At 72.4% G+C, this 16992-nt stretch carries 15 protein-coding genes; 8 read left to right on the forward strand and 7 right to left on the reverse strand.

Going from position 1 to position 16992, the window contains the following annotated elements; genetic code table 11:
* Positions 1-7 precede the first annotated feature (7 nt).
* The gene (locus U5640_RS08145) at positions 8-643 is read right to left on the reverse strand and encodes a Tat pathway signal sequence domain protein (protein WP_340375116.1); all 636 of its coding nucleotides are present in this window, start codon (positions 641-643) and stop codon (positions 8-10) included.
* 688 nt (positions 644-1331) lie between these two features.
* On the opposite strand from U5640_RS08145, the gene U5640_RS08150 reads away from it, so the two are divergent.
* Both U5640_RS08150 and U5640_RS08155 read left to right on the forward strand, forming a co-directional pair.
* Complete coding sequence (locus tag U5640_RS08150; RefSeq protein WP_340385003.1) at positions 1332-2000, forward strand: DUF6230 family protein; 669 nt, start codon at positions 1332-1334, stop codon at positions 1998-2000.
* Positions 1997-2446, forward strand: coding sequence for a DUF6114 domain-containing protein (locus U5640_RS08155; RefSeq protein ID WP_340375117.1), 450 nt, complete (start codon positions 1997-1999; stop codon positions 2444-2446). Before U5640_RS08150 ends, U5640_RS08155 begins: the two co-directional genes overlap by 4 nt.
* Before the next feature lie 126 nt (positions 2447-2572).
* Here the strand turns inward: U5640_RS08155 and tatA are convergent, their stop codons facing one another.
* The 3 genes from tatA to U5640_RS08170 form a co-directional block, all read right to left on the reverse strand.
* Positions 2573-2806, reverse strand: a complete 234-nt coding sequence (tatA, locus tag U5640_RS08160; RefSeq protein WP_340375118.1) for a Sec-independent protein translocase subunit TatA — start codon at positions 2804-2806, stop codon at positions 2573-2575.
* A gap of 64 nt (positions 2807-2870) precedes the next feature.
* Positions 2871-5390, reverse strand: a complete 2520-nt coding sequence (gene mgtA, locus U5640_RS08165) for a magnesium-translocating P-type ATPase (protein ID WP_340375119.1) — start codon at positions 5388-5390, stop codon at positions 2871-2873.
* Positions 5380-5748, reverse strand: coding sequence for a metalloregulator ArsR/SmtB family transcription factor (locus tag U5640_RS08170; RefSeq protein WP_340375120.1), 369 nt, complete (start codon positions 5746-5748; stop codon positions 5380-5382). Before U5640_RS08170 ends, mgtA begins: the two co-directional genes overlap by 11 nt.
* A gap of 402 nt (positions 5749-6150) precedes the next feature.
* Here U5640_RS08170 and U5640_RS08175 point away from each other — a divergent pair, with 402 nt between their 5' ends.
* The 5 genes from U5640_RS08175 to U5640_RS08195 all read left to right on the forward strand — a co-directional run bounded on the left by U5640_RS08175 (position 6151) and on the right by U5640_RS08195 (position 11233).
* Positions 6151-7167: a substrate-binding domain-containing protein gene (locus U5640_RS08175; protein WP_340375121.1), complete on the forward strand. Its 1017-nt coding sequence runs from the start codon at positions 6151-6153 to the stop codon at positions 7165-7167.
* 69 nt (positions 7168-7236) lie between these two features.
* Positions 7237-9843: a nitrate- and nitrite sensing domain-containing protein gene (locus tag U5640_RS08180; protein WP_340375122.1), complete on the forward strand. Its 2607-nt coding sequence runs from the start codon at positions 7237-7239 to the stop codon at positions 9841-9843.
* 11 nt (positions 9844-9854) lie between these two features.
* A complete protein-coding gene (locus U5640_RS08185) occupies positions 9855-10289 on the forward strand; it encodes a roadblock/LC7 domain-containing protein (RefSeq protein ID WP_055638744.1) in 435 nt (144 codons plus the stop codon).
* 1 nt (position 10290) lies between these two features.
* On the forward strand, positions 10291-10647 hold the full coding sequence (locus tag U5640_RS08190) for a DUF742 domain-containing protein (protein ID WP_055638740.1): 357 nt from the start codon (positions 10291-10293) through the stop codon (positions 10645-10647).
* Positions 10634-11233 carry an ATP/GTP-binding protein gene (locus U5640_RS08195; RefSeq protein WP_340375123.1) on the forward strand — a complete coding sequence of 200 codons (600 nt, stop codon included), beginning with the start codon at positions 10634-10636 and terminating at the stop codon, positions 11231-11233. Before U5640_RS08190 ends, U5640_RS08195 begins: the two co-directional genes overlap by 14 nt.
* Here U5640_RS08195 and U5640_RS08200 read toward each other — a convergent pair.
* Positions 11227-11688, reverse strand: a complete 462-nt coding sequence (locus U5640_RS08200; RefSeq protein WP_340375124.1) for an ankyrin repeat domain-containing protein — start codon at positions 11686-11688, stop codon at positions 11227-11229. The two genes, U5640_RS08195 and U5640_RS08200, sit on opposite strands and share 7 nt — an antisense overlap.
* Before the next feature lie 190 nt (positions 11689-11878).
* Here U5640_RS08200 and U5640_RS08205 point away from each other — a divergent pair, with 190 nt between their 5' ends.
* Positions 11879-13249, forward strand: a complete 1371-nt coding sequence (locus U5640_RS08205; RefSeq protein ID WP_340375125.1) for a glycoside hydrolase family 43 protein — start codon at positions 11879-11881, stop codon at positions 13247-13249.
* 24 nt (positions 13250-13273) lie between these two features.
* On the opposite strand, the gene U5640_RS08210 is transcribed toward U5640_RS08205, so the two are convergent.
* Both U5640_RS08210 and U5640_RS08215 read right to left on the reverse strand, forming a co-directional pair.
* Positions 13274-15697 carry an aromatic amino acid lyase gene (locus tag U5640_RS08210; RefSeq protein ID WP_340375126.1) on the reverse strand — a complete coding sequence of 808 codons (2424 nt, stop codon included), beginning with the start codon at positions 15695-15697 and terminating at the stop codon, positions 13274-13276.
* A 22-nt stretch (positions 15698-15719) separates the two neighbouring features.
* Positions 15720-16679 (reverse strand): ABC transporter substrate-binding protein, encoded by a 960-nt coding sequence (locus U5640_RS08215; protein WP_340375127.1) that lies wholly within the window; start codon positions 16677-16679, stop codon positions 15720-15722.
* Positions 16680-16992 lie beyond the last annotated feature (313 nt).

The raw sequence follows: 16992 nt of genomic DNA on the forward strand, positions 1-16992 counted from the left end.
ACGAGGATCAGTTGACGACGACCGCGTTGGTTCCGTCGGTCACCGGGGCGTACTTGGCGGTGAAGTAGCCGGCGGAGGGGCACAGCGTCGAGCCGGAGGTCCGGGTGAACGCCTGGTTGCTGAAGTTGATGCTGTTGTCGGTGTTGCTCGCGGTGCCGTTCAGGCCGGGCGCCTGGTAGACGCAGGAGACGGTGCCCAGCAGGGTGCGCAGGACGACCGTGGTCTGGACGGTGGAACCGCTCGGCGGGGTCACCGTGACGGCACCGGCCGAGGAGACGGTGGTGGTGTAGGGCAGGTTGTTCACGGTGATGCTGGTGACGCCGAGGACACCGAGGACGTTCGAGGTGCAGCTGCCGAACGTCTGGCCGGTGAGCGACTCGGTGGCGGTGCCCGGGGCGGCCGGGTTGTCGGTGACCTGGGCCGTGAAGGTGGACGCGGCACAGGAGATGCCGCTGGTGCCGGTCGCGCTGTTGTACAGCGTGGCGGCGGTGCCGCTGGCCAGGGACGCGTTGAGGACGTCGCCGACCGCGACATCGCCGTTGGCGGTGGTCAGGACCGCGCCGGCCGCGGAGGCCGGGGTGACGGCCGGGAGGGTGAGCGCGACGGCGGTACCGGCGACGGCGAGAAGGGAGCGGATGCGCATTGGCGGGTGCCTCTCTCTGAACTGGGTCGTGCTTCGGGGGAGTTGGTTGAATCGTGGGTGCCGTTCGCAACGTGGGGGGACGCGACTCGGCGTCCGCCGTTGCCGGCCCGTGACGCCTTCTCCGTACGCGACGGACCGGCAACGGCAGCCGGCCGGTGACCGGTCGGAGCCACTGGACGGTGGTTCCGGCCGGGCCGGGCGGGGAGGGGCGACCGGACGCGGCCCGCGGGGGGAAGCGGCCGTACCGGTGCCGGGTGAGGGATCGGACTCGGGTGGATCCGCCCACGGGGAACGGAAGGTCCGGGAGCGCGGTGGTCGCCGCGCGACGGATCCGGCGCCACGGATCCGGGCCGAGCCGCGGATACGGGCTGGGCCAGGGAGAGTTGTAGACCTGCTGTTCCGTCAACGTCAATACGTTGAAAGCAAGTTGATGGTCCGACAGATATATGCAGGGAACACGCTTCGGACTTGATCCACAGGTGGCACATGATGAACACTCTTTTTCCACATCTCCCTTGACCCCTTGGTGTAACCATCGGTAACTTCCTCGTTGGCTACTGCTGCGTAACGTGAAAGCCCTTACGGCTTCCGGGAGTTGCGAGGAGGCGTGCGCGGCAGCCGCTGTCCGCGCCAGGACAACGCGCCACTGAAGCCCAACCCGCACCACTTCAAGCGCATGGGAGCAGACATGGCCTCGTCCCCGGACGTCACGTCGTCCGACGACACCACCCCCGGGAACCCGGAAAACGGTTCCTCCGGCAGACGCGGCCGGGTCCGGCCGCGCCGGGCCGCAGTCATGGCGGTGCCGGCCGCCGCGGTCGCCGCCGGTCTCGCGATCCTGACCGCCGAGGGCGCCCTCGGAGTGCAGTTCGCCATCTCCGGCATGCCGTTCGTGGTCACCGGCGACAAGCTCGACGGAAAGGGATTCGAGCAGTTCGGTGCGCTGGACAGCATGATCGAGAACAGCCCCAACCAGGGCGACACCGGCGGCCAGGTCCTGGTCGTCACCTCGGTCGTGAAGGACGGCGACATCACCAAGATGTGCCAGAGCGTCGACCTCGGCGGCATCCAGCTCATCCTCACCGCCGGCGGCGGACGCACGCCGGTGCACGTGGAGAACCTGGCCATCGACTCCGACGTCATCAAGGGTGACGCCGAGTTCCACGGGATCGAGATCGGCGGCGACGCCAGCACCTTCAACAAGGGCGGCGTGAAGGGTCCCGAGGGCGTCTACGGCCAGCAGGCCGACACCGTCCTCATCAAGAACCTGTACCAGCACAACTACGCGGCCACCGCCGGCGTCTTCAAGCTGCCCGACCTGCACATGCGGTTCGGAACCGGGGGTTGCCCGCAGTGAGCGGCGCGAGCGGGTGGCGCAGCACCTTCCGTGCCTGGCGGGGGCGTCGGCCCTTCCTGGGCGGGACGCTGCTCACGCTCGGCGGAGCCGAGATCCTGGTGACCATGAAGGCGCCGCTTCCGGTCATCCTGCACATCGGTATGCAGGGCCTGGCGGGTTACCTCCTGCCGACCCTGATGCTCGTCTGCGGCCTGCTGATCGTCTTCAACCCGACGCAGCGGCTGTTCTACTCCGTGATCGCGGTCCTGCTCTCGCTGGCCACCTGGGTCACGTCCAACCTGGGCGGCTTCTTCGTCGGCCTGCTGCTGGGCGTCGTGGGCAGTTGCATGACGTTCGGCTGGCTGCCCGACCAGGAGCCGCGGGTCAGCCGCCGCAAGCGGCGCAAGGCGGCCCGGATGGCCGCCGAGGCGCTCCAGCCGTCCGCACTGCCGGGCGAGCCCGCCTGAGGCAGTCGTTCGACCACACCGGCGGGGCCGGGATGCGACCTGCGACAGCAGGACGGTCCCGGCCCCGCCGGTTCTCCTTGTCTTCTCTTTGTCTTCTCTCAGCGCACGGCGGTCAGCGCACGGCGGTCAGCGCACGCCGGCGGACGGGTCGGCCGGAGCGGCCGTGCCCGGGGCCGCCGCCTCGGAGACGGTGCCGCCCTGGGCGCCGTCCTCCTTCATCGCCTTGGCCTCGCTCTTGAGGATGCGCATCGACCTGCCGAGCGCGCGCGCCGTGTCCGGGAGCTTCTTCGAGCCGAACACCAGGACGACGACGACCGCCACGACCAGCAGGTGCCAGGGCTCCAGTCCATTGCGCAGCATGCTCGAGACCTCTCCGTCAGCAATGGTTGCTATGTTGCGCAACTGTACAACCCGAAGCTCGCTCTCACCGAGCCCCCCGAGCCCCCCGGGCGCCCCGGCGCAGGGCCGGTGCGTACAGGCCGAGGACTACGGTGAGCAGCAGGTAGTACGCCGGCGGCAGCGCGGTCATCCCGAGCCGGGCGCCCAGCGGGCTCGGCGGCAGCAGCAGTCCGACGGCGCCGAGCAGGGCGGCGGCCCGGCCGACGGGGCCCGTCCCCGCGCCGCCGCGTCCGGTACGCAGCAGCACCATCACCAGGGCCTGGGTGAGCAGGTTCTCGGTGAACCAGGCGGAGTGGAAGACGGCCTCGTCGTCGACGGCGTCCGGGCCGTGCAGGGCGACGGCGAGCACCCCGAAGGTCGCGAGGTCGGCGACCGCGTTGAGCGCGCCGAACCCGGTGAGGAAGCGCAGGAAGGAGCGGGGCCGCAGCCCGGCGGGTCGGCGCAGCGCGGCGGGGCCGGGACGGTCGTACGCGAAGGCGAGCTGGGCGGCGTCGAAGCACAGGTTCTGCACGAGGACCTGCGCCGGGAGCATCGGCAGGAACGGCAGCAGCAGGCCCGCCGTGAGCATCGCGAGGACGTTGCCGAGGTTGGAGGAGAGGGTGACGCGCAGATACGAGGCGATGTTCCCACTGCTGTGCCGGCCCGCGGTGACGGCGTGGCCGACGGCCGCGAGGTCCTTCTCGCCGAGGACGACGTCGGCGCACTCCCGGGCGACGGCACAGGCCGAGCGCGGCGCGATCCCGACGTCGGCGGCGCGCAGGGCGGGGGCGTCGTTGACCCCGTCCCCGAGGAACCCCACGGTGTGCCCGGCCGCCCGCAGGTCCTCGACGACGCGCGCCTTGTCGGCGGGGGTGCACCGGGCGTGCACGACACGGCTCGCGGCGGCCGGTCCCGGGCCGGGGCCGGGGTCCGCCCCGACGACCACCCGGTCCGGCTCCCACCCCAGCTCGCGGCAGACGCGGGTGGCCGTGCCCGGGTGGTCGCCGGTCAGCACGCGGACCGTGACGCCCCGGTCGAGCAGGCCGCGCAGGGTCTCGGCGGCCTCCGGGGCGACGGTGTCGCGGAAGGCGACCAGGCCGCGGAAGGTGAGGCCGCGTTCGTCGGCGGGGGTGTAGGGGCGGGTGCGCGCGGGGCGCTGCGCGGTGGCGACGGCGAGCAGGCGCAGACCGCCGTCCGCCTCGCGGCGGGCGAGCGCGGTCAGCCGGTCCCGCTCCCCCTCCGCCAGGGAGCACCGGTCCAGGACGTCCTCCACCGCGCCCTTGACGACCAGCGTGTGGGTGCCGGGGCGCGGGCCGCGCAGCACGACGGTGGCCAGGCGCCGGACGGGGTCGTGGGGGACGGCGTCCACTCCGTCGTACGCCTCGGGGCCGCCCGCCGCCGGATGCGCGGTCGCCTCCAGGAGCGCCTCGTCGAGGGTGTCCGGCTCGGGGAGTTCGGCGAGTTGGAGGGACCACCAGGCGTTGACGGCGGCCCAGTGCAGGGCGCCGGGGTCGTCGTGGCCGTCCGGGCCGAGGGAGCGGTCGACGACGGGGCGGTCCTGGGTGAGGGTGCCCGTCTTGTCGACACAGAGGACGTCGATCGCGCCGAGGTCGTGCAGGGCGGGCAGCCGTTTGACGATCACGCCGTGGGTACGGGCCAGCAGGGCCGCGCCCCGGGCCAGACAGGTGGTGACGATCACCGGGAGCATCTCGGGCGTGAGGCCGACGGCCACCGCGACCGCGAAGGGCAGGGTCTCCAGGCCCCGGCCGCGCAGGGCGGCGTTCGCCATCAGCACCAGCGGCGGGGTGAGCAGCATGAAGCGGATCAGCGCCCAGGAGATGCCGTGCACGGAGCGGTCGAAGGCGCTCGGCCCCCGCGGGCCGGGCCGGTCGAGCGCGGCGCCGATCCGGGTGCGCGCCCCGGTGGCGAGGACCACGGCGGTGGCGCTGCCGGAGGCGACGCCGGCGCCCTGGAAGCAGAGGTGGGACTCGTCGGAGGCGTCCGGGTTCTGCGCGGCCGACTTCGCGACCGGCGCGGACTCGCCGGTCAGCGCGGACTGGTGCACGGTGAGGCCACGGGCGCGCAGCAGTCGTACGTCCGCCGGGACGAGGTCGCCCGGACCGAGCCGGATCACATCGCCCGGCACGAGGTCGGCGACCGGCACCTCACGCGTGCGGGGCGGCTCCCCGTCGGCCGGCCGGCGCAGCACGGTGGCCGTGCCGGCGACCAGTGCGCGCAGCCCGGCAAGGGACCGGTCGGCGCGGTGCTCACCGCTCGCGCGGAGCGCCACGCCGACCGCGACGAGCGCGAGGATCACGGCGGCGGTGCCCCAGGACGCGACGAGCGCGGAGACGAGGCCGAGGACGAGGAGGACGGCGGTGAAGGGGTCCCGGGTGCCGCGCAGCAGCAGCCGGGGCCAGGACACGGGGCGGGCCGCGGGCGGGGTGTTGTCACCGCCGGCGGCGAGCCGGGCGGCGGCCTCGGCCTCGGTCAGCCCGCGCGGCCCGCTCTCCAGGCGGCGCAGCACCTGGAGGTGGGTACCGTCGGCGGGTGCCTCAGAGACCATGGAGACGGGCGGCCGGGCGCGCGGCCCCGGCGGCGTGGTGGGACCGGTGGGAGGCGTCCCTCCGGCCGGCGAGGCGGTCCATGGCCAGGCGGACGACGTCCACGACGTCCGGGTCGTCGACGAAGTAGACCTGGCGGCGGCCCTCGCGCCGGGAGCGGACGAGGCCGGCCAGCTTGAGCTTGGTCAGGTGCTGGCTGACGGCCGGCAGCGCGCCGCCGACCCGTTCGGCGAGCCCGGTCACGTCGCTGTCACCGTGGGCCAGCGCCCACACGAGGTGCAGCCGGGCGGGGGAGGCGAGCAGCCCGAAGGTCTCGGCCGCGTGCGCGAGCACCTCGGCCGCCGGATCCTCGAACGCCACGGTGGTCGACCTCCTCGGCTGGGCGTGAACCGGTTCAGTGTAGGGGGCGGCCCCACGCGGGCCCGGCCCGCACGCCTCCACGGTGCCGGCCCCGGTATCGTCCGGGACGTCGCGCGGTGCGGGGCGGAGGCGGGCGGTGCGGGGCGGAGGCGGGCGGTCCCTGACCCGCGGTGACGCGGAGCGCTCCGCAATCTTGACGATCATTCAATCCACCTGCGGCTATGCTCCCTTTCGCCCCCTCCGGTCCCGTCCCACATCACGATGCGGCAGCAGCACCTCACCCCAAGTGGTTGTTTACTTGACTACCAGCGGTCACACACGGTTGGCTCCGAGCCAGCGATAGCGTCTCGGCGGCGCACGCCCCGTCCTCATGCTCTGCCGCACAGCGAGGTGCAGCCCCCCATGAACAGTCCCCTCCCCGCCTCACCACCCCCAAGACCCACCGGCCCCACCGGTTCGGTGCGCCTGACCGTCCTCGCGGTCACCTGCGCGCTGTTCCTCGCCGGCTGCTCCGGCGACGGCTCCTCCGGCCCGGACGGATCGAGCGGCTCGGGCGCCCGGATGAAGGTCGCGCTGGTCACCCACGGCGCCGAGGGCGACGCCTTCTGGGAGCTGGTGCGCAAGGGCGCGCAGGCCGCGGCCGCCAAGGACAACGTCGAGCTGCGCTACGCGAGCGACGCCGACGGGGCCGGGCAGGCCGAACTGGTGCGGGACGCGGTCCACGACGAGGTGGACGGCATCGCGGTGACGCTGGCCAAGCCGCAGGCGATGAAGAGCCCGGTGGCCGAGGCGAAGGCGGCCGGGATACCCGTCGTCGGCCTCAACTCCGGTATGGACGCCTGGCAGTCGACGGGACTGCTGGAGTACTTCGGCCAGGACGAGAGCGTCGCGGGCCGCGCGGTCGGTGACAAGCTCGACGGCCTCGGCGTCAAGCACGCCCTGTGCGTCATCCACGAGCGCGGCAACATCTCCCTGGAGGCCCGCTGCGCCGGTGTGAAGAAGACGTTCGGCGGCGAGACCGAGATGCTCTACGTCGACGGCACCGACATGGACGCGGTGTCCGCCGCCGTGACGGCGCGGCTCCGGCAGGATCCCGGCATCGACGAAGTGATCGCCAACGGCGCCCAGTTCGCGCTCGCCTCGGTCGACGCCGCGAAGAAGGCCGGCAGCAAGGCGAAGGTCGCCACCTTCGACCTCAACAAGGACCTGGTCGGGGCGGTCCGCGACGGCGGTGTGCAGTTCGCCGTGGACCAACAGCCGTATCTCCAGGGCTATCTGGCCGTGGACGCACTGTGGCTGTACCGGACGAACGGCAACATCAGCGGAGGCGGCGTGTCCCCCGTCCTGACGGGGCCGGCCTTCGTCACCAGGACCAATGTCTCCGACGTGGCGCGGTTCGCCGCCGACGGTACGCGCTGAGCCGGCGGTTGACGCCGGTCCCCCCACCCACCCCCGCATCCGCTCCCCGCTGATCACCCTAGGACGACCATGTCTCCACGGACAGGTGCCCGGCGCCGGCGTCTCGGCTCCATACGTCTCTCCCTGATACTCCTGGCGCTGGTGCCCAGCGTCACCCTCGCCGCCATGTGGGGTGTGACGACGATCCAGATGTTCTCGGAGGGGCTGCGGCTGCGCGCGCAGACCGAACTGAGCCGCTCCACCGGCGCGATGGGCACCGAGGCGACCCTCGGGCTCCAGCAGGAGCGCAGTCTGTCGGCCGTGTGGCTGGCCTCGGGCGGCGACGCCGCCCGCACCGCGCTGGACGCCCAGCGCAGGAGGACGGACACGGCGGTCGCGAAGCTGGTCTCCCGCGCCGACGACATCCAGCAGGCGCCGGAACGGGTCAAGGACCAGCTGTACTCGGTCGTCGCCTCGGTGAGCAGCCTGGAGTACTACCGGGGCCAGGTGGACCACCCCACGGGCATCACCGCCGCGCAGGCCCTGGACCAGTACACCTCGATCATCGACGTCCAGATCCACGCCTTCCAGGCGCTGTCGCAGGTCGACGACGGCGACCTCACCTCGCAGGCCGGCCCGCTCGTCGCCCTGGAGCACGCGGCGGAGCTGGTGTCGGAGGAGGATCTCCGGCTGACCCTGGCCGGTCCCGGGGGACGGATGGACCAGAAGACCTGGGCGCAGTTCGTGCAGTTGGTGAACACCCGGCGCTGGCTGGTGGAGGACCAGATCGTCCCCTCCGTCACCGGGACCGCGAAGACCGAGACCGAGAAGATCCTCACGAGCTACCAGTGGCAGGTCCTGCAGTCCATCGAGGACAAGGTGCTCGCGGCCGGGGCCGAGCGGGACAAGAAGGGCCTCATCGTCCTGCCGAACATGCAGAAGCAGTGGCGGGCGGCGCTCATCGAGGTCTCCGACCAGTACGCGACGCTCATCGAGCGGCAGACCGCCTCGCTGCTCCGGAACAGCGCGGACGACGCGCGCGGACTGCTCATCAAGGCCGCCTCGCTGAGCGCCGGCGGTCTCGTCGCCCTGCTGCTGTGCGTCGGGATGTCCTGGCGGATCACCCGGTCGTTGTCCCGTCGGCTGCGCGGTCTGCGGATGGCGACACTCAGTCTGGCGCAGGAACGGCTCCCCGACGTGGTGGCGCGGCTGGACCGGGGGGAGACTGTCGACGTGGAATCGGCGACCCCGCCGCTGGACTACGGCGGCGACGAACTCGGCCAGGTGGCAACGGCGTTCAACGCGGCGCAGCGCACCGCCGTGCACACCGCGGTCGAACTCGCCGACACCCGGCGGGGTTTCCAGAAGGTCATCCTCGGTATCGCCCGGCAGAGCCAGAACCTGGTCAACCTCCAGCTCAGCAAGCTCGACGCGCTGGAGCGCACCCACCAGGACCCGGAGGTGCTGAAGGGGCTGTACGAACTCGACTCCACGGCAAGCCAGTTGCGGCGGTACGAGGAGAACCTCGTCATCATCAGCGGGGGCCGGCCCGGGCGCAGCTGGTCGGAGCCGGTGGCGCTGATCGACATCCTGCGCAGCGCGGTCGGTGAGGTGGCCGAGTACCAGCGGGTGGAGGTGCACACCGAGGAGGACCTCTACATCGCGCCGCCCGCGGTGGCCGACGTGATCCATCTGCTGGCCGAGCTGATCGACAACGCGACCTCGTACTCCCCTCCGCCGAGTCCGGTGGGGGTGCGGGCCTCGATGGTGGCCAAGGGGCTGGCGATCGAGGTCGAGGACCGCGGTCTCGGCCTGTCCGAGGAGGACTACGAGTCCTTCAACGCGCAGTTGGCTGTCCCCCCGCAGTTCGACGTGGTGGCGCTCGCCGACGACCTGCGGCTCGGCATGTTCGTGATCGCCCGGCTGGCCACCCGGCACGGTATCGCGGTGACCCTGCGCCCCTCGCCGTACGGCGGTGTCACGGCGATCGTCCTGGTCCCGCACGACATCGTGGTCCGCGAGACCACCGCCCCGCTCCTCCCGGCCGCCGCCGAGCCGGCCGACCCCGAGCCGGTCGCCGCCGAGCCGCTCGACACGATCCGCAGGCTCTCCGAGGCCCTGCGGAGGTTCCCGGACGGGGAGGCTCCGGTCCCGGCCGACGGGACGGACGAGGTACCTGTCGGGACCGGTACGGCCGTGCGGCGGGCCGGTGCCGACGAGCCGCCGCCCACGCCCGGGCCGGACCCCGAGCACACCCGACCCCACGGCGAGCGCCCCGCACCGCTGCCGCGACGCGACAAGGCCGCCGCCATCCAGGAGGCCTCCGCGCCGACGGGCGGCCCGAGGAACACGACCCGCACGCCGGCGTCCCCGGCCGCACCCGCGGCCGCCCCCGGGCTCGCGACCGCCGGTGCCGGGGCGCGGGCGGCCGGGCTCAGGCCGTTGCCGCAGCGCGTTCCGCAGACCAGCCTCGCCGCCGAGTTGCGGGAGGAGGCGCCGCCCTGCGAGGAGGACGGCTTCCCCGACGACTTCACCGCCGAGCGCGCGGCCGCCTCCCTCGCCGGGTTCCAGCGCGGCACACTCCAGGCCCGTGACCACGAGGACGCCGATGCCGACAGCGCCGTACCCCCGCCCGGTCCGGCGGTCACCGCCGCAGGCGCCACCCAGACCCCGACCCCGCCCGCCGACCGCTCATGAAGGACACCGCGATGACACACTCCATCCCCGCCACGAACACCCAGCTCGACCAGTTGCTGACCGGCCTCGTGGACCGGGTGGCCGATGTGAACCAGGCCGTCGTACTCTCCGAGGACGGGCTGGTGGTCAGCAAGTCGACCGGGTTCCTGCGGGAGGACGCCGAGCGGCTCGCGGCAACCGCCTCGGGTCTGATGAGCCTGAGCAAGGGCGTCAGCATGGACTTCCGCGGCGGCCCGGTGCGCCAGGCGCTCATCGAGATGGCCAACAGCTACCTGATCCTCACCTCGGCGGGCCCGGGCGCCCACCTGGTGGTGCTGGCCGGCTCGCACGCGGACGTCGGTGTGGTCGCGTACCAGATGAACATGCTGGTGAAGAAGATCGGCGAGCACCTGAGCGCGGCACCGCGGACCGGTATCGGTCCCGCCGTCCGCGGCAACGGCGGGTGAGGTGAGCCAAGGCGACGAAGCGGGCCGGCTCGTCAGGCCGTTCACCCTCACCGGTGGGCGGACCCGGCCGAGCCGAGCCGACTTCACGCTCATCACGACGGTGACGGCGGTGGACCCGCCGCCCGAGCGGGCCGCGCGGCCGCAGCCGGAACACGCCCGGATCCTGCGGCTGAGCGCCCGTCCGGTGGCGGTGGCTGAGCTCGCGGCCCACCTCGACCTGCCGGTGAGCGTGGTCGTCATCATGCTCTGCGATCTGCTGGAGGCGGGCCTGATCACGGCCCGGCCGCCCCGTTCCGTCTCCGGCGCCGCGGATCTGGACCTGCTGCAGAAAGTGAGGGACGGCCTTGGCCGGATCTGAGCCCACCGCGGGCACGGTCGCGGCGCCCGACACGGTGAAGATCCTCATTGCCGGCGGCTTCGGCGTCGGCAAGACCACCATGGTCGGGTCGGTCAGCGAGATCGCCCCGCTGCGCACGGAGGAGCCCCTGACCGTCGCCGGTCTGGAGGTCGACGACCTGAAGGGCATCGAGCAGAAACGGTCCACCACCGTGGCCCTCGACTTCGGACGCATCACCATCGGCGACGACCTGGTGCTGTATCTGTTCGGCACCCCCGGTCAGCAGCGGTTCTGGTTCATGTGGAACGACCTGGCCGTCGGGGCGCTCGGGGCGGTGGTCCTGATCGACGTGCGCCGGCCGGAGTCGAGTTTCGCGGCGATCGACTTCTTCGAGCGCCGGCGCATCCCCTTCGTGGTCGCGGTGAACGGCTTCCACGGGGAGCATCCCTATCCGGCGGAGGAGATCAGGGCGTCCCTGGCGCTGCCGGAGGACGTCCCGGTGCTCCTGTGCGACGCGCGGGAGCGGGAGTCGTGCCGGGACGTACTGATCGCCCTGATCGACCGGGTGATCGCCGATGTCACCCTGGGCTCGGGCCCGACTCACTGACCGCCCTCAGTCCGGCCTTCGGCCGGGCCTTCGGCTTCCCGGTGGGCGATGGCGGTCCGCAGTAGGTCGGCCGTCTCCGGGTGCGGGCCCCTCAGTGCCCAGCGCAGCGGCGTCCAGCCGGTGCCGTGGTCCTCGCGGAGCGTGGGGTCGGCACCATGGGCCAGCAGCACGCGTACGGTGTCGGTGTGGCCCCAACAGGCCGCCGCGCACAAGGGAGTTCCCTCGGCGCCGGCTCCGGCGCTCTCGGCGTCGGGCGGCGCACCGGCCACCAGCAGGCTGCGGGCGATACCGGCCGAGCCGTCGACACAGGCCGTGTACAAGGGAGTCGTACCGTCGGCGTCGGGCGCCGCGGGGTCGGCACCCGCCTTCAGCAGCCGGTCGACACGCGCGCCCTCACCGCACAGGACCGCTGCCGCAAGGGACTTGGTGAGTTTCTTGCGCCGTCTTCTGTTCACGGCCGCCGAGGGTAGCCGGGGACACACGGCGCGATCACCGGATTTCCGCGGCGGAAATCCATTAAGCCTGTCCCAGCGATTGACCTGTTCCCCTCCAGCCCCTACGGTCTGACCGGCTCACCGAACCTCGTTCGATATATCGACCTGAGGCTGTCTCACCTCAAGGCGTCCGCACCCCCGTGGAGAGCACATGACCCCCAACCCCTCCCGCCGCCTCTTCCTCGGCGCGGCGGCCTCCGTGCCCCTCGCCCTCACGCTCGGCACCCCGGCGGCGCACGCGGCCGACTCGGCGTACGTGATGTGCTACTTCACCGAGTCGACCAACCTCGGCGACGGCACCGACTACGGCCTGCACCTGGCCGTCAGCACGGACGCGCTGCGCTGGACGCCCCTGAACCAGAACAACCCGGTGGTCACCCCGACCGAGGGCGCGCTCGGGCTGCGCGACCCGTTCATCCTGAAGAAGCAGGACGGCACCTTCGTGGTGCTCGCCACCGACCTCAAGGGCACCGACTGGAACTACGTCAGTCAGTACGTGCACGTGTGGAACTCCACCGACCTGCGCACCTTCACCGGCTACCACCGGCTCAAGCTGCACGACATGAACACCCACAGCTGGGCGCCCGAGGCGTTCTGGGACGCGAGCCGGGGGCAGTACGGGCTGATCTACTCCGCGGTCAACAGCAGCGGCCACAACGTGATCATGGTGAACTACACCAGCGACTTCGTCACGGCCTCGGCGCCGCAGGTCTTCTTCGACCCGGGCTACGACGTGATCGACGGCGACATGGCGGTGGGGGTGAACGGGGTCAACTACCTCTACTTCAAGAAGAACCAGACACTGGTCGGCGCGCGGTCCACCACACTGGACCCGGGCAGCTTCACCGAGTTCTCCACCGGCGTCGCGCACGGCGGCACCGAGGCGCCGACCCTGGTCAAGTCGCTCTCCTCCGGCACCTGGTGGCTCTGGGGCGACACCTACACCCCCAACGGCGTCTTCTACGCCTGGCAGTCCGGCGACCTGTCGGCGGGCACCTGGACCGCACTGGACCAGAAGACCTACACCCAGCCGGTCAACTCCAAGCACTGCGGCATCTCGACGATCACCACGGCCCAGTACAACGCCCTGCTCTCCCACTGGGGCGCACCCGCCTGGAACCGCCTGAAGTCCTACAACTTCCCGGCGCGTTACGTGCGGCACTCCAACTACGTCGGCCGCATCGACGAGTACCCCGTCGAGCCGTACAAGGACTCGCTGTGGACGATGGTCCCGGGCCTCGCGGACAGCTCGGGCGTCTCCTTCCGGTCGGTCAACTACCCGACCCGCTACCTCCGGCACTACAATTACGCGCTCCAACTGGACGTCAACGACGGCACGTCGACGTTCGCGGGTGACGCGACCTTCTACCGCACGGCGGGACTCGCGGACTCGACGTGGTCGTCGTTCCGCTCGTACAACAACCCCACCCGTTACATCCGGCACGCGAACTACGTCCTGCGCATCGACCCGATCTCGACGGCGACCGACCAGCAGGACGCGACCTTCCAGGTGGGCTACTGAGCCACGGGCGGTGGTCGTGCCGCGTCACAACCGCGCCAGTCGCGGCAGCAGTTCGGCTGCCGCGGCCAGGTCCGCGGTCAGCGGGCGGTCCTCCGTGCCGAGGGGCAGGGCGGCCGTCGCCAGGGTGAAGGCGGGGACCGGCGGCGGCACCGGCCGCATCCGCAACGCGCGTACGGCGGTGACGAGTTCGCAGGCGAGTACGGTGCCGTAGGCCTCGGTCGCCCGGAGGGTCTGCCGGGCGGCCTGGCCCGCGAAGCTGGCGGCCTCCTCCAGTCCGTGCGAGAGGACGGCGTGCCCGGCCGAGGCGGGCGCCGCGCACGCACGCAGTTCCGCGAGCGCGGAGTTGGCGGTGTACTCCAGGATCATCGTGCCCGAGCTGCTCGCGGGTCCGGCGGCGAGGAAGGCGGGCAGTCCGGTGAGGTCCGGGTCGCCGAGCGCGGACAGCCGGGCCACGGAGAGCTGGGCCGTCTGGAGCAGGGCGAGGTCCGCCGCGTCCAGGGCGAGGCCCAGGGGCGCGGCGAAGAAACCGCCGTGGTGGTGGGCGGTGGGGCCGTCGGCGGCCACGAGCGGGTTCTCGGACGGACAGTTGACCTCGACCTCGACGACCGCGCGCAGCCGTGCGCAGGCGTCCAGGGCGCAGCCGTGCGCCTGCGGGAAGGCCCGGAACCCGAAGGGGTCCTGGATCCGCCGACCGGACATCCCCGCGCCGTCGTCCCCGATCCCGAGCAGCCGCCGCACCTCCCCGGCGGCCCGCGCCGCGCCCTCGTACGGTCGGAGCGCGTGCACGGCGGCCGCGTAGGCCTCCGCCGAACCGCCCACCGCCGCCAGCGAGAGCGCGGCCACGGCATGGGTCGCCCGCAGCAGCACGTCGAGCCCGTACTGGGCCAGCGCGGCCTGCCCCAGCGCGAGCGCGTTGCTGCTCAGCAGGGCGAGCGCGTCACCGGGCTGCAGGACGACGGGGGCGGGAACGGCGGCGGGCGCGGTGGCCGCTCCCGCCTGGGGCGGCACGGAGGCGGGTCCGAGCCGCGGGTCCGGACCGAGGTCCCGCCAGGAGGTGTCGGGCCAGCCGACCATGCCGGCGTCGGAACCGGTGCCCCGTCCGCGCCAGGCGGCGTCCGCCGAGTCGAACAGGTCACCGTCCGGGGACCCGTCGGGTACGTCACCCGGGCCACCGCCCTCGGGCCGACCACCGGCGACCACGAACACGACACCACCCGACTGCGCGCCACCGGAGGCTGCCGACCGGGTGGCATCCGGACCCGGGGCGACGGCCGACGGCCGCGTGGCGGCCGCCTGCGGGGTGGCGCCCGCATCCGGGGCGGTGGCCGGCCCCCGGGTGGCGCCCGGAGGCGGCGTGGAGCCCGGCTGCGGGCCGCTGACCGGCCGCTGCGTGGCCCCCGGCAGCGGAGCGGGACCCGGCTGAGGGACAGCACCCTGCGCCTGGGCGGTGGCCACCCCCCAGGCGCCGCCCGGCTGCCCGACCGCAGCCGGGCCCTGACCGGTGACCGAGCGCCCGACGGCAACCGGACCCTGACCGGTGACCGAGTGCGCGGCGGTAGCCGGGTTCCGGGCGGCGCCCGGGTGCCCGACGGCAACCGGACCCCGGGCAGCGACCGAGCGCACGGCCGCAGCCGAATCCGGGGCCGCACCCGACTGCCCGACCGCAGCCGGGCCCTGACCGGTGACCGAGTGCCCGACGGCAACCGGACCCTGACCGGTGACCGAGTGCGCGGCGGTAGCCGGGTTCCGGGCGGCGCCCGGGTGCCCGACGGCAACCGGACCCCGGGCAGCGACCGAGCGCACGGCCGCAGCCGAATCCGGGGCCGCACCCGACTGCCCGACCGCAGCCGGGCCCTGACCGGTGACCGAGTGCGCGGCGGTAGGCGGGTTCCGGGCGGCGCCCGGGGGCGGGGTGGTGGGCGGGGGCGCCGGGCCGTCGGGCGTTGACCAGGGGCGTTCACCTATCAGGGTCAGGCCCGTCTGGGCGAGGGCCGTGAGGTCGCCGGTGCCGATTCCGCCGTACTCGTTGACCTCCGGGTGGACGCCCAGGCGCAGCGCCTCGGTGAGGGCGTCGACGAAGGCGGGCTGGATGCCGGAGCCGCCGGCGAGGAGCTGGTTGGCGCGGACGGCGAGCATCGCCCGGACCTGACGGGCGGGCAGCGGCGCTCCGCCGCCGCCCGCGTGGCTGCGCAGCAGCCTGAGGCCGTGGGCTCCCTCGTCGCCCTCGTCGACGCCCACCGAGCGGTGCGCGCCGACGCCGGTGCCGCGGCCGTAGAGCCGTCCCTGGGCGGCGAGGCGCTGGGCGGCCAGCCAGGAACGCACGGCCCGTTCGCGGGCCTCGGGGGCCACCGCGGGCACGGCCGCACCGTCGGCGAGCGCGACGAGCTCGCCGACGGTGAGGCCGGTGCCGGTCAGGACGACCGGCGGGGGGTCGGACGGCGTGGCCAAGGACGGAAGGCGGCGAGGAACGTCAGTCGAGGCCCACGGACTTCAGCCAGGCCTTCGCGACGTCGAGCGGGTCCTTGCTCTCCAGCTGCACCTGCGAGTCCAGGTCCAGCAGGGTCTTGGTGTCCAGCTTGGCGGAGACGGCGTTGAGCGCGTCCACGCCCTCGTCCGACAGCCCGCTCTTGTAGACCAGGGGCGTCACGTTCGCGAAGCCGAAGAGGTTCTCGGGGTCCTGGAGGACGACGAACCCTTCCTTGGTGATGGTCGGGTCGGTGGTGAAGATGTCCGCGGCCTGCACGGTGTTCTTCTTCAGCGCGGCCTGGGTGAGCGGGCCGCCGGCGTCGAGGGCCTTGAAGGACTTGAACTTCAGGCCGTACACCGACTCCAGGCCCACCATGCCCTGCTGGCGGGTCTGGAACTCGGGCGAACCGCCGAGGACCAGGTCGGGCGCGACGCTCTTGAGGTCGGCGAGGGTGGACTCGGAGGTGAGCTTGTACTGGTCCGCGGTGGCCTTGTTGACCGTGACGGAGTCCTTGTCCTCGGCCGGCGAGGACTCCAGCAGCGTCAGCTTGGAGTCGAGCTTGGCCTTGACGGCGGCGTTCACGGTCGCGAGCGACTTCTGCTCGGCCTTCGCGTCGAGGTAGGCCAGCAGCGAGCCGTTGTACTCCGGCAGGACGGTGATGGAACCGTTCTTGAGCAGGCCGTACGTGGTCTCGCGGCTGCCGATGTTGGGCTTGTAGGACACCTTGATGCCCTTGGCCTTGAGGGCCTCGCCGTAGATGTCGGCGATCAGGATGCTCTCGGCGAAGTTGTTGGAGCCGACGACGACGGTCCCGTTGTCCGCCTTGTCCCCCGCGAGCGGGTCGGACTTGTCGTCGGAGGAGCCGCATCCTGCGAGCAGAACCGTCGCCGCGGCGAGCGCGACGGCCGCCGCGCCGGTGTTCCTGAGGGACCTGGACCTGCTGCTGTGGGCGTTGGAAGTCACGGTTCCGTTCCGAGCTCTGGGGGGCGATGAGGAACTGACGAGGCATGGAGCCTGGCCTGATCCAATCCATCCCGTTCTTCATCAGTCAAGAGCGGTTCTGTTACCGATTCACTTCGTTTCGTGGTCAGTTGCGTAGTCTTTGAAAGCCCTTCCTGGAGGTTTAGGGGGCTCTTCGTAATGGATTCTTGACGTAGGGCGACGTGCTCGATCGATCAGAGAAGCGATATCGTCGCCGGAGTCGGCAGCGGCCACGGCGGTGTGCGGGGACCACTCGGATACCGCTTGCTCACATTCGGCCACCCGCGTGGCCCGG

The organism is Streptomyces sp. SS7 (assembly GCF_037993025.1).
In the GTDB taxonomy this organism is placed as follows: Bacteria; Actinomycetota; Actinomycetes; order Streptomycetales; family Streptomycetaceae; genus Streptomyces.

What these genes read in the sequence shown, in the direction of transcription:
- U5640_RS08180 (WP_340375122.1), top strand. Translation starts at nt 7,237, where the DNA reads ATGTCTCCACGGACAGGTGCCCGGCGCCGGCGTCTCGGCTCCATACGT.
- tatA (WP_340375118.1), bottom strand. Translation starts at nt 2,806, where the DNA reads ATGCTGCGCAATGGACTGGAGCCCTGGCACCTGCTGGTCGTGGCGGTC.
- U5640_RS08185 (WP_055638744.1), top strand. Translation starts at nt 9,855, where the DNA reads ATGACACACTCCATCCCCGCCACGAACACCCAGCTCGACCAGTTGCTG.
- U5640_RS08145 (WP_340375116.1), bottom strand. Translation starts at nt 643, where the DNA reads ATGCGCATCCGCTCCCTTCTCGCCGTCGCCGGTACCGCCGTCGCGCTC.
- mgtA (WP_340375119.1), bottom strand. Translation starts at nt 5,390, where the DNA reads ATGGTCTCTGAGGCACCCGCCGACGGTACCCACCTCCAGGTGCTGCGC.
- U5640_RS08150 (WP_340385003.1), top strand. Translation starts at nt 1,332, where the DNA reads ATGGCCTCGTCCCCGGACGTCACGTCGTCCGACGACACCACCCCCGGG.
- U5640_RS08205 (WP_340375125.1), top strand. Translation starts at nt 11,879, where the DNA reads ATGACCCCCAACCCCTCCCGCCGCCTCTTCCTCGGCGCGGCGGCCTCC.
- U5640_RS08175 (WP_340375121.1), top strand. Translation starts at nt 6,151, where the DNA reads ATGAACAGTCCCCTCCCCGCCTCACCACCCCCAAGACCCACCGGCCCC.